The organism is Streptomyces sp. NPDC059564, assembly GCF_042735575.1.
Classification (GTDB): Bacteria; Actinomycetota; Actinomycetes; order Streptomycetales; family Streptomycetaceae; genus Streptomyces.
The window spans coordinates 1-11,062 of sequence record NZ_JBHWBP010000259.1; the positions used below are offsets into that span (position 1 = coordinate 1).

Below are 11,062 nucleotides of genomic sequence, written 5' to 3' on the forward strand. Positions count from 1 at the left end.
CCGTAGACCCGGCGGTGGGGGCGCCCCGCCGCCCCCGCCCCCCCGGCGGCAGGCGCTCGGGGCCCCCGGGCCCGGGACCGCCAAGCCCGCCCCCCCCGCCCCCCCCCCCCCCCCCCCGCGCCCCCCCCCGCGGCGGGGGGCCCCCCCCCCGGGCGCGGGCCCCCTATAGGCTGCGGGGGGGCGCGTCGCCTCCCCCGCCCCGCCCACCGGCCGTGGATCTCCCGGCCGGGTCCGGGTTGACGACGTCGCGGCGCGAGGCGGCGGCCGGGCCACCGTCCTTCTCAGGACGGACGCGGCCTCAGCGGGAGGACCGCGGACGCCGGGAGGTCACCGCGGGCTCGGGCGCCGGGAGCGTGGCGGTGAGTGCGTCGAGCAGGCGCTGGGCGTCGACCGGCACGGGCAGGGCCCGGTCGCAGAGATCGGCGGGGGTTTCGGGGCGGGTGGGGTTGACACGTACGAGGCGTGCTCGCGGGAAGCGGCGGGTGAGCTGTTCCCCGGGCCACCGGATCACGCCCGGCGTGTTGAATCCGGCGCCGAATTCCAGGATGAGCAGGCGGGTGCCGGAGGGGGCCGCGCCCAGCCAGTCCGGGAGCCTGCGGTGCGCGGGGCGGTACGGGGCGTCGACGAACTCGGGGCCGACGCGGACGTTGATCTCCACTTCGCCGCCGCAGTTCGGGCACCGGGGCAGGGCGCCGAGGTCGCAGACGGCGTCGGTGCCCGGGTCGTACACGGCGAGGAGCCGTGCGACGAGGGGCTCGCTGCCCCAGACGGCGGGGGTGCAGGGGGTGGCGCACTGGTAGCGGCCGTAGTCGCCCTGCGGGGTGAAGATCCGGTCGGGAGCGAAGCCGCTGCGGGCGAAGAGGCCGTCCACGTTCGACGTCATCACCCAGTGGTCCGTCCCGCCGACCAGTGCGCGCAGCTGCTGGTAGAGGGGGTTGGGAGCGGGCGAGAAGCGGATGTCGCCGATGTGCACGGCCCAGTAGCCCCACAGCAGTTCGGGCGGCAGGGGCACACCGACGAGGTAGCGGGAGCGCAGGCCGAGGCCGTGCAGGGCGGGGAAGAGCTCCCGGAAGCGGTCCTCGTCGCCGTAGTCGTATCCGGCGGCGCTCAGTCCGGCCCCGGCCGCGATCAGGACGCGGTCGGCCTCGGCGAGCCGGCTGCGCAGCGCCTCGGCGGCGCCTTCCAGGTCGAAGACGGGGTGGTTCATCGGGGCTGGATCCCTTCGGTCAGTGCACGGACGTAGGCGGCGCGGTCGTCGTCCGTGTACACGTTGAAGATCACGCGCTCGAGGCGTCCGGGGTGGCGGTCCAGCCACATCGTGATGCCGCGGCGGGCAGCCCTCCTCCCGAACCGGGTGGGCAGCGGCGTCTGTGCGGGCCGTGGCCAGGAGGTGGGGGAACCACCCGGCTGCTTTGGTATTCCACCAGGAGTGGGCCTCGGGCGAGAACGCAGCCGCGGCAAGGCGTGCTCTAGAAGAAGCCCAGCTTCTTTGGGGAATAGGAGACCAGCATGTTCTTCGTCTGCTGGTGGTACACGTGCCACACCCGTCCTGAGTAGGCAAAGTGAAGCTACCGGCCCTTGGTGGGCCGGTACCGGCCCGCAACTGGCCCGGATCTTGGTCGCGGGGGGAGCGAGGGTGGACTGTTGTCTTGTGGGATGGCCGTCGGCGACGGCCCCCCGATCCCGGCTCGGAACCTCCCGCCGGTGCCCCTGAAGCCCCGTGGCCGGGTGCGTTGACCTGTACGTCCCTTTGATCCAGTCGATCTGCCCGAGACTGACCGGGGAGAGGGTGAAGCCCTGCGGAGATCGTCTCGGCACACGGCATGGGACAGCTATTCCCAGCCCATGGTGCCCATGATCTGTCCGGGGGCGAGCGGGGCGATGGCGGATGCCGATGAGTCGGCTGCCGACGCGGGCGGGCAGAATGCCTGGGCCGCGGCGCACGCGGTGACAAGAACGCCGATCCGTACACCGGCGAGCTTCGAAACGGGGCGTGACATGGAACACCTTCGGATCGGGCGCTGTGGTGGCACATCGGGCGGAGTGCCGTCGCCGTGGAACAGCCTCTGGTGCCTGGACCGTTCGCAGCTAGGGGTTGGGTGGTTCCTGATCCGGCGATGGCCGGAATGCGCCATCGAAGAGCCGCTCGAAGTGCGACGCGACGAACCCCAGCCGCAACTCGGTCAGAGTCCAGCCGCTGAGCTCCGGTTCACCGGCCAGTGCACGTCGGCACAGGCGCTCCGCCACCGCCTCCGCCGATCCGGAGTCCGGGGCGCTGACGAAGAATGTGAGGGCGACCCGGCCTCCCCGCTGCTGCACCGTCAGATGCTGGAGCCGATCGGCCGCAACGGCCTGCCGGGTCACCAGCATCCTCACGGTCTCCGCGTCCGGGGAACATCGGCCCGGCGCGGTGGGGGATGGGCCGGACAGGGGTGGTGGCGTTCCGGATGGTGGGCTGAAGAAGCCGTGAAGCATGTGCATATGTTCACTGTTGCGCAGGGCGGGGGCCGGTGCGCGGGGGTGGGGTTCCGGGTTCGGCACTGTCCTGAACACGTCAGCCGTGTTCACCGGTAATTCAACTGATTCCTATTCAGAGGACAGACCACTCGCTGCGATCATCGGCGCACCGATGACTACACGCGTAGAGGGACAGGACCACGGCATGCTCGACCTGCTCGGTTTGGACGCCACCAGCGAGGCTGTCTATCGCACCATGCTCTCCCGACCCCAGGCGCTGCTGCCCGAGGTGGCGGCCGCCGTCGGACTCGCCGAGGACCAGGTGCGCAGGACCCTCGACCGACTGGCCGAGCTCTCCCTGCTCCGCCCGTCATGGGAGCACAGCGGCCAACTGCGCCCGATCAGCCCGGAGATCGGCCTGGAGGCGCTACTCGCCCGCCAGCAGGCCGAGTTGGCGGCGCATCAGCAGCGGATCGAGGAGTCCAGGGCGGCGGTCGCGAGTCTGATCGCCCAGGTCGCGGATGCTTCCCCCGATGCCGCCGGTGCCGACGGTGGCATCGTGGAGCAACTGACAGGGCTGGACAGCATCCGTGACCGTCTCGCCGAGCTGACCCGTCAGGTGAAGTACGAAGTGTGTGCGTTCTCCCCGAGTCGTGGCCTCAGCGAGGACACTGTCGCGGCAGCGCGACCGCTGGACGAGCAACTGCTACGGCGCGGCGTGTCGATGCGCACCATCTATCTGGAGAGTGCCGGTCGGCACTCGACGACCCTCGAATACGCCCGCCGGCTCATCGCATTGGGAGCCGAGGTGCGGACGGCCCCGTCGCTGCCCGTCCGGATGACCCTTATCGACCGTCGGCTCGCCGTGATCCCGGTGAACCCGGACAACAGTGCGGCCGCGGCGGTCGTGCTGCACGGCCTGGGGGTGGTTGCCGCATTGACCGCCCTGTTCGACAAGTACTGGCGTACGGCAAGTCCCCTCAGCCCCGCCAGGGCACGCGACAGCAGAGGGCTGACGTCGCAGGAGCGCGAGGTGCTTCAGTTCCTTGCTGCCGGGCTCACCGATGAATCGATAGGCAAACGGCTGGGGGTTTCCGTACGTACCGCCGGGCGGATCGCCTCGGAGCTGATGACGCGGCTGGGCGCGGACAGCCGCTTCCAAGCCGGATACCGGCTGGCGCAGGCCGGCTGGCTGGACGCACCCTCCGCAGTCCTGAGTGCTGCGGAGGCGCGGTCACAGTGATGCCAGCTCCGATGCCATGTCGGGTCGCGTGGCCAGGGCAGTACGGGCGGTGGCCACGAGCTCTTCGGCACTGAGAGCGGCGAGCCGTGCCTGGTAGTGGTCGAGCAGACGGTCCGCGATCTGCGCCAGGCCCGCATCGTCCACCGGGCGGGGCGGCAGGAACAGGTCCGCGGCCAGCAGCGTCCGCAGGGCATCCTGGAGTTGGGCGGTGCCGATCTCCCTCACGGTGAGCGACAGATGGGCGGACAGTCCGGGACCGACCCCGGTCGCACAGTGCGCCGCTCCGCGGGGCACGTACAGGACGTCACCGGGGTGCAGGACGGTGCGCAGGGCGATGTCCCCGGGCTCGCGCTCCGTGCTGGGAGCCCAGTTGCCATCGGTGGGCGGGGTGTGCACCGTCCAGCTCTTGCTGCCCTGTACCTGGATGACGAAGACATCGGCGTCGTCACGGTGCGCGGGCAGAGCCTGGCGGTCGGGCGGGCTGAGGAAGTAGAACGCCTCGGTTTTGCGGCCGAGTTCCCCTGCAAGGCTCTGCACCAGTGCGGCGACCGGGGCGTGCCAGTGTTCGACGTTGCGCAGCAGCACTGTGGCGCCCTTGGACACCTCGGTCCTGACCTTGCCCGGGTCCACGGCGGTGTGGATGGCGGTCGGGCCGACGGGCCGGGGGGTGGTGTAGCGGCGGACGGGCAGATGGCGGCCGCCCTCGACCATTTCCAGATAGGGCTCGGTCAGGGTGCCGCAGGCGAGTACCCGGTCGAGGTCGGCGACGCTGAGCGCGCCTGTCCAGGAAGTGTCCGTGGAGTGCACCCGGGGCACCCTGCGCCAGGTGGCCGTCAGGAAGTCGGCAGTGTCTCCGACCAGTTCGGCGAGCGTGGGCCGGGTGAGGGGCGGGGCCTGCAGGATGGCCGAGGTCATGTCTGTCCGTCCGGTGGTCGTGATGCGGTTCGGCGGGGGTTTTGCCGGGGGCACGGAGCCGTGCCCCCGGCGACACCATGGGGATCAGATGTGCTCGTGGTACTGGATGGTCTCGATCCGGCGGATGTCGGCGGCGAGCTTGATGGTCAGGGCGCGCAGGTCCATGGGAATCCCTCCTCTCTGCTGTGCTCGGTGCGGTGTTCGCGGCGCGGCGGTTGCCGCGCCTGCGGGTCAGATGAGTTCGTGAAGACCGTGGCGAAGGCTTCGCGTGGTCAGGAAGCGGGCGATCAGCCAGGCCAGGGCGGTCCAGGCGGCGGTGAGCAGCAAGGCGCGGACCAGTAGCGCGGTGTCCCAGCCGTCGGCGGACCGGACACGGTAGAGCTCGAGAGCCGGGGTGAAGGGCAGCAGGTCGGCCACGGCCGTCACCGGTCCGAGCTGCTCGGCGGCGGGCAGTACGCCGCCCAGGGCGAGCGTCGCGTAGGCCAGGGTGTTGCTGATCGCGACCTCGGACCGGCGGCCGAGGCAGGTGCTGGTGACGACGAGTCCCATCGAGGCCGTGGCCAGCATCACCACCACGTACGCGGGAAACGCGGTGAACTGGTCGAGCACCAGCTCCGGATGCCCGAGGATCAGCGGCACCGTGAGGGTCGCCGCGGCCCAGACTCCGAGTGCTTCGGCGACGTAGGGCCAGCTGCGGGCCACGATCAGCGCGGCGGTCGGCGGCCGTCCGGTGAGCAGCCTGCCCATGGTGCCGAAGTATCGTTCCTCCGTGCCGATGTCCGGCAGCCGGACGATCAGTGGACCTACTGCCAGGAAGGCGATTGCACCAGTGAGGCCGTGGATCAGTCCGGCATCGCCGGTGGCCAGGCGGCCGAGCAGGGCGTAGAACACCGTCTGAAGCACCGCCCGCGGCAGCACACTGAGCAGCAGGGTCCGCGGCGGCGCGGTGACCAGGTAACTGACGCCGGCCAGCCGGGCGGTGAGCCAGTAGGGCCAGAGACCGCGGCCCAGACGGGCAGTGCCTGCCGGCAAGGCGGCGGGCCGGGTCACGTCAATGGAGGTCAAGGCTGCCCTCCTTGACCGCTCTGCCGAGCAGCCGGCCGAACACCGCATGGCCGGCCGCGAACTGCGCGGCGACACAGACCGCCAGCACCGCCGCGGCGGTCAGCAGCGGGGAGTGCGGGGCTCCCGCGGCGGCCAGTGCGAACTCCCGTAGCCAGCGCAGGTCCAGCAAGGCCGATGGCCATCGCAGCCAGCCCGGCAGCACGGTCAGCGGGAGCAGTGCGCCGCTCAGCAGGAACACCGGGAAGAGCAGGGCCTCGGCGATCCGTCCGGCCGAGCGGCTGGCGATGAACAGTCCGGCGAGCAGGGTGCCGACCGCCGTCGCCGAGACCAGGGCGAACACGGCGGCAGGCAGCAGCAGCACGGGATGAGTGAAATGCAGCCGATGGCCGAGGGCGGCGGGTACCACCGCGGACACCGCCATTGAAAGGGCCAGTGCGGTGGCACCCGCGCCCAGCGCCTTTCCCGCCACGATCAACCGCAGATCGGTGGGGCGGGCGAGCAGCGAGCTGAGGGTGCCGAAGCGGATCTCGCGGCGCAGCAGCATGCCGGACGACCAGATGGTGGCGGACCACAGGGACAGCAGGCTGGTGCCGGTGACCAGTGCGGTGGTGCGGAGGGGGTCGGCATGCCCGCCGCCCGAGAGCACGATGGTCTGGATGGCGGCAGGCTGAACCAGGCCGATGATGGCCAGGGAGGGGCTCGAACGCACCTCGCGCATGTGCAGCTGCGCGGTGCGCAGCACGATACGGGCGGTCATGCGGCCACCAGCGAGAAGACGTCGTCCAGCGCGACGGGCCGGACGTCGAAGGTGTGCGGGCCGAGGTCCGCGAAGGCCGAGCCGATGTCCGCCAGCAGCCGTGGGTCCCAGGTGGGCAGCGGGATGTCGATCTGCCAGCCGGCCGGATCGTGCCGGGTGCGGGCCGTCGAGAGCGAGGCCGGCAACTTTGGCAGCGGTCCGATGCCGCGCGCGGTGGCAGTGGCCACGTGCCCGGCCAGCCGGCGGAAGTCCGCGGTGGCCAGGTCATGGGTGATCCGGCCGTCCTTGAGCATCAGGACGCGGTCTGTCATCCGATCGATGTCCAGGAGGTAGTGGCTGGTCAGCAGGATGGTGGTACCGGCTCCGGCCAGAGTGCGGACGGTCTGGCGGAGCCGGGCCGCCTCCTCCGGGTCCAGGCCGATGGTGGGCTCGTCGAGCAGCAGCACCTCGGGCTCGGCGATCAGCCCGGCGGCCAGATGCAGGCGCTGGCGCATGCCTTTGGAGAAGGTTTCCACCCGCCGGTCGGCCGCGTCGTCAAGGCCCATCCGGGTGAGCAGGACCCCGGCTCGGGCCGTCAGCGTAGTGCGGCCGAGGCCGCTCAGCATGCCGAAGAACAGCAGGTTGTCGCGGGCACTGAGCCGGGGATAGAGACCGCGGTCGCCACCGAGCACGACGGCGGTGCGGCGCCGTACGGCCTTGGGGCGGGTCCGCACGTCCGAGCCGGCCACCCGCGCGGTGCCCGAGGACGGGGCGAGGAGCGTGGCCAGGATCTTGATCAGTGTTGTCTTTCCGGCGCCGTTGGCTCCGAGGACACCGAGCACCTCGCCGCGCGGAACCTGGAAGGAGACCTCGTCCAGCACGGTGCGCCGGGCCGCTCCGGTGCCGAACACGCGGCTCAGGGCCTCGACTTCGACGGCGGGCAGGGCGGTCATCGGCCCCCCTCGCGGTTGAAGTCGCCGGCCGTGGCGAGCCGTACGTCGAGCCGCAGTGCGGTGCGCGGGATCTGCGGGTCGGTGAGTCGCTCCACCAGATCCGTGAGCTCGGCCACCAGATTGCGGGCCCGCTGCGGGAACAGGTCGGGGTCGAAGGCGGGAGCGGCGCGCAGTTCCAGATGTACGACTGCGCCTTCCGCCCGTCCAGCGACCTTGATCAGGGGGCGGCCCTGTCGTATTTCGGCGCCGGGCGTGCCGGGGCGGCCGAGCGGATAGCGTTCCAGCTCCGGCATGAGCTCCGCGCCGACGGCGAGCGCCACTGGCGAGATGACAGCCACGGTGCGCCCGTCGACCGTGGCCAGCGGGGTGGTGGCGCGCCGGCCGACGAGCCGTACGGACACCTCACCGGGGTCGCAGGGACTGGCGATCCGTTCGACGAGATCGCCGGTGCGGTAGCGGATCATGGGTTGCAGCTGCGCGAACGGATACAGCTCGGTGGCGGTCAGCTCGCCGGTCCCGGAAGGAACGGGCACACCCGTGTCGAGGTCGAGGACCTCGGGCAGGGCCACCGGGTCGAAATGGAATGCACCGCACTCGGTGCACTCGGTGGCGCCACAGCTGACCTCGGACAGGCTGAACCGGTTGACCAGCGGAGTCCCGGGCCAGGCGCTTCGGAGCAGGGCCTGCTGGCCGGGCAGCAGCAGATCGGTGAGGTTGACGATCCGGTCCAGGCGCAGCGCCGCGGGGTCGAGGCCGAGTTGTCGCAGAGCCCGGGTGAGCAGCAGCAGCCCGCCGGGCGAGCCGATCAGATGCCGTTCGTGGTCACCGGGCGCCAGATCGTCCCGAAGGAGCAGGCCGATGGTCTTGTCCAGACCCGCCGCGGTGAACACGTCGACGTTCAGCCGCAGCCCCGTGGAGGCGAACGCTCCGTGCACGGTTGCCGGTACGGCGGAGAAGGTGACGGGCGCCAGGGTCGGTCGGCCGCTACGCGCCGACTCGACCTCCTGGAGGATGGCCACGTGTTCCTTGAAGGCGGCGATCTCCACGCCGCTGCGGGCCCGGATGAAGGGGTGGCCGGTGGTACCGGTGGTGTGGGTGAAGACCTCGGGGGCCAACTCCGGGTGCAGACGCTCGCGGTGGGGACGGGCCAGCAGGACGGACTTGTCAATGGTGGGCAGTAGCGCCAGGTCCTCGCTCCGCTCGACCGCTTCGGTGCGGCAGCCCGCCCAGTGATGGCGGTAGAACGGCACCTTGAGGGCGTTGGCCACCGTCAGGGGCAGCAGCTGATTGCGGAAGGCGGTCTTGGCGGGATCGGATTCCGGACCGGTGGTCTCGTCGGAGGTGTCGAGGAGCATCGTCATGCCGCACTCCCGGTGCTCATGGCCGCCATCCGGGCCAGGTCGTGGTCGCTGAAGCCGGCCAGCCGGCGCAGCTCGAGATCGGGGTTGTACCGTCCGCGCCGGGCGCTGTGGTCGGGCTCGCGGCGCATGTAGTCGCCGAGGCCGCGCTCCTCCACCATGACGTTGAGCTGTTCCAACGCCCGGGTGGTGACCGCTTCCACCGCCAGGTCGTCGCCGTGCAGATGCCTGAGCCAGTGGTTCGCGTACGCGACGTGGCGCAGCTCGTCCGCGAGTACGTGGTCGAACATGACGGCGACGTCGGCATAGCCGGTGGAGCGCAGTCGCGGAATCGCGTCGGCCAGGGCCTCGATGGCAGCGTCCTCACCGGTGCGGGACAGCACGATGAGGCGGAAGGCCAGCGGCTGTCCGGCCATGGCGCTGTAGGTGTCGGGGATCCGGAACGCCACCCGGCGGTAGTCCTTGCCCATCGCAGTCAGATGGTCGAGCAGCAGATGGGTGTGGCGGAGCTCGTCATGGGCGTGGCGCGCCATGTCCCGGTAGAACTGCAGGGGCAGATCGGGGAACTCGGCGATGTTGCGCAGCGGGATGTCGGTGGAGATGAACTCGGTGGCTATGCCCTTGCGCAGCGCGTGCAGGACGATCGAGCGCGCCGGATCATCGGCCTCGGGGTCCTGGAACTCGACGTCGGCCGCGCTCACAAAGCTCGCCCAGCCGGGGTAGCGCCGGGTCGGGCAGTCCCGCAGGCGCAGGGCTGGGGTGCCGGTCGCAGTGGTCGGGGCGCCCGCGGTACAAGGGACGGCCAGGAAGTCCGCGACCGTCCGCAGCGCCGCCGCATCGGGCACCACCTTGGGGCCGGGCCCTTCCGGGTCCTCGGGATGCGGCCGGTAGGGCTCGGTGCCCTCGGCCACCAGGGCGAGGCATGCTCCGTACAACCGACGGTCGTGGAAGGCGTGTTCGGCCCGGCAGCCGTTGTGCAGTTCCGTGAAGGTGTCCTCCAGTCCCCGCAGCAGTGCGGCCGCGAAGACCAGCGCCCGCTCGCCGCTGCCGGCCAGCAGGTCGTCGGCTGCCTCGACGGCGGCGGGCCCCGGCGTCCCGAGCTCGTCGGGCCGTATCCGCATCTCCAGCAGCCGGTCGTGAAGCAGGACGCTCTGGCCGATCAGCGCGTGCACGGCCCGCACCAGGGCGGCGCGGGGGGCGACGTCGCCGAGTAGCGGAGCGAAGGCCGCCAAGGTGCGCCCGGCGAGCAGGGTCGCGTGGTAGAGCCGCCGGTTCACAACGGCCAGATCGTGAACGCTGAGCTCGTCGGCGCCCTGGGACGACCCGACAGGGGCAGGGTTGGCGGCGGAGGGCATGCGGAAGCTCCTTGGCAGCGATCAGGAAGAGACGCCGCGGGCGGGTTTCCGGTGACCTGTGCGCCGCGTCGTACGAGCAAGCTTGTCGGCCTGCGGATCACCGCAACAGGACCCGCCGGGTTCCGCATCCGGCACTGTCGGGAAGACGCCAAGGCCGCGGACGTCGCGGTCCGGGCTCCTGCGGCAGATCCGGTCATTGGGAATCGGGAGTGTCAGCTTCTTTGCGCGAGCCCTGATGCTGACGCTTCTTGCGGGTAGTGCGGTCGCTGGTCGGCGGTGACGCGGTCGCCGTAGTAGCTGACGAGGGTGTCGATTTTGTAGAACGCCACCGCCGAACACCTGCTCCGAATGATCGCGGCGGACGGCACCCGCGGCTGAGCCCCGCCCAGGACCCGTGTGGCAGAGTGGCGCGGATGCCATCACTCTCGCTGCGCATCGTAGGCAGCGCTCTCCCGGGTCGTGAATGCGGTGGATACCGGGACGTCCATGTCGCCGTGCAGCGCGGGCGCGAGCCGGCGGGTGTTGTCCCCGGGGACGCCGCGGAGGCGGTGTGGGAGTTCACCGTGGAAGCGGTCGCCACGCCGGACGGTGCTTGGGACTTTCGTGGACCTCACGTCCACGGACGACGCAGGTCCGGTTCCAGTATCTGACGTGGGGAGAGCTGCCGCCGGGTGGCGCGTTCAGGATGTTCCGCCGCTCCAAGCTGATGGTGGACGACCCCCCGCCGCAGGCCGTCGCGGCGCGATGCTCTGGGAGCTGGCTGGGGATTACGAATGCCCGGACGACACGTCGGGGCAGTGCGTGCCCGGCTACACCCTGACCCAGCAACTCGACGACGCCCAACGCGATGCCGGGCCCTACGGCGCGACCCGTGCGGTAACACCAAACTGCCCAGCCAGGTCCTGGACGCGGACGTGACGTTCGCCAAGTACCCGACCGACAACAAGGACCTGTGGCCGCTCCAGCCCATGCCGCGCATC

10 protein-coding genes and 1 pseudogene are annotated in these 11,062 nt (G+C 71.1%); 2 read left to right on the forward strand and 9 right to left on the reverse strand.

The window, feature by feature from the left end; genetic code table 11:
• Window positions 1-298: 298 nt before the first annotated feature.
• From ACFV0Q_RS30585 to ACFV0Q_RS30595, 3 genes are all read right to left on the reverse strand, one after another.
• Window positions 299-1,207, reverse strand: coding sequence for an NAD-dependent protein deacetylase of SIR2 family (locus ACFV0Q_RS30585; RefSeq protein ID WP_385009606.1), 909 nt, complete (start codon window positions 1,205-1,207; stop codon window positions 299-301).
• A gap of 625 nt (window positions 1,208-1,832) precedes the next feature.
• On the reverse strand, window positions 1,833-2,000 hold the full coding sequence (locus ACFV0Q_RS30590; RefSeq protein WP_385009607.1) for a hypothetical protein: 168 nt from the start codon (window positions 1,998-2,000) through the stop codon (window positions 1,833-1,835).
• A gap of 88 nt (window positions 2,001-2,088) precedes the next feature.
• The gene (locus ACFV0Q_RS30595) at window positions 2,089-2,370 is read right to left on the reverse strand and encodes a hypothetical protein (protein WP_385009608.1); all 282 of its coding nucleotides are present in this window, start codon (window positions 2,368-2,370) and stop codon (window positions 2,089-2,091) included.
• 292 nt (window positions 2,371-2,662) lie between these two features.
• On the opposite strand from ACFV0Q_RS30595, the gene ACFV0Q_RS30600 reads away from it, so the two are divergent.
• The gene (locus ACFV0Q_RS30600) at window positions 2,663-3,700 is read left to right on the forward strand and encodes a LuxR C-terminal-related transcriptional regulator (protein ID WP_385009609.1); all 1,038 of its coding nucleotides are present in this window, start codon (window positions 2,663-2,665) and stop codon (window positions 3,698-3,700) included.
• On the opposite strand, the gene ACFV0Q_RS30605 is transcribed toward ACFV0Q_RS30600, so the two are convergent.
• From ACFV0Q_RS30605 to ACFV0Q_RS30630, 6 genes are all read right to left on the reverse strand, one after another.
• Window positions 3,692-4,615 (reverse strand): JmjC domain-containing protein, encoded by a 924-nt coding sequence (locus tag ACFV0Q_RS30605; protein WP_385009610.1) that lies wholly within the window; start codon window positions 4,613-4,615, stop codon window positions 3,692-3,694. The genes ACFV0Q_RS30600 and ACFV0Q_RS30605 overlap by 9 nt on opposite strands.
• Window positions 4,616-4,846: 231 nt before the next feature.
• Window positions 4,847-5,680, reverse strand: coding sequence for a hypothetical protein (locus tag ACFV0Q_RS30610; RefSeq protein WP_385009611.1), 834 nt, complete (start codon window positions 5,678-5,680; stop codon window positions 4,847-4,849).
• Window positions 5,667-6,437 (reverse strand): ABC transporter permease, encoded by a 771-nt coding sequence (locus ACFV0Q_RS30615; RefSeq protein ID WP_385009612.1) that lies wholly within the window; start codon window positions 6,435-6,437, stop codon window positions 5,667-5,669. Before ACFV0Q_RS30615 ends, ACFV0Q_RS30610 begins: the two co-directional genes overlap by 14 nt.
• A complete protein-coding gene (locus ACFV0Q_RS30620) occupies window positions 6,434-7,369 on the reverse strand; it encodes an ABC transporter ATP-binding protein (protein ID WP_385009613.1) in 936 nt (311 codons plus the stop codon). Before ACFV0Q_RS30620 ends, ACFV0Q_RS30615 begins: the two co-directional genes overlap by 4 nt.
• A complete protein-coding gene (locus ACFV0Q_RS30625; protein ID WP_385009614.1) occupies window positions 7,366-8,730 on the reverse strand; it encodes a hypothetical protein in 1,365 nt (454 codons plus the stop codon). The genes ACFV0Q_RS30620 and ACFV0Q_RS30625 overlap by 4 nt, the downstream gene beginning before the upstream one ends.
• On the reverse strand, window positions 8,727-10,082 hold the full coding sequence (locus ACFV0Q_RS30630; protein WP_385009615.1) for a DUF455 family protein: 1,356 nt from the start codon (window positions 10,080-10,082) through the stop codon (window positions 8,727-8,729). The genes ACFV0Q_RS30625 and ACFV0Q_RS30630 overlap by 4 nt, the downstream gene beginning before the upstream one ends.
• Window positions 10,083-10,495: 413 nt before the next feature.
• On the opposite strand from ACFV0Q_RS30630, the pseudogene ACFV0Q_RS30635 reads away from it, so the two are divergent.
• Window positions 10,496-10,902 (forward strand): annotated as a pseudogene (locus ACFV0Q_RS30635) (DUF5990 family protein).
• Window positions 10,903-11,062 lie beyond the last annotated feature (160 nt).

Excerpts from the sequence above, each read along its gene's own strand:
- ACFV0Q_RS30605 (WP_385009610.1), bottom strand. The coding sequence starts at position 4,615 with ATGACCTCGGCCATCCTGCAGGCCCCGCCCCTCACCCGGCCCACGCTC.
- ACFV0Q_RS30585 (WP_385009606.1), bottom strand. The coding sequence starts at position 1,207 with ATGAACCACCCCGTCTTCGACCTGGAAGGCGCCGCCGAGGCGCTGCGC.
- ACFV0Q_RS30600 (WP_385009609.1), top strand. The coding sequence starts at position 2,663 with ATGCTCGACCTGCTCGGTTTGGACGCCACCAGCGAGGCTGTCTATCGC.
- ACFV0Q_RS30630 (WP_385009615.1), bottom strand. The coding sequence starts at position 10,082 with ATGCCCTCCGCCGCCAACCCTGCCCCTGTCGGGTCGTCCCAGGGCGCC.
- ACFV0Q_RS30625 (WP_385009614.1), bottom strand. The coding sequence starts at position 8,730 with ATGACGATGCTCCTCGACACCTCCGACGAGACCACCGGTCCGGAATCC.
- ACFV0Q_RS30620 (WP_385009613.1), bottom strand. The coding sequence starts at position 7,369 with ATGACCGCCCTGCCCGCCGTCGAAGTCGAGGCCCTGAGCCGCGTGTTC.
- ACFV0Q_RS30595 (WP_385009608.1), bottom strand. The coding sequence starts at position 2,370 with ATGCTGGTGACCCGGCAGGCCGTTGCGGCCGATCGGCTCCAGCATCTG.
- ACFV0Q_RS30590 (WP_385009607.1), bottom strand. The coding sequence starts at position 2,000 with ATGTCACGCCCCGTTTCGAAGCTCGCCGGTGTACGGATCGGCGTTCTT.
- ACFV0Q_RS30615 (WP_385009612.1), bottom strand. The coding sequence starts at position 6,437 with ATGACCGCCCGTATCGTGCTGCGCACCGCGCAGCTGCACATGCGCGAG.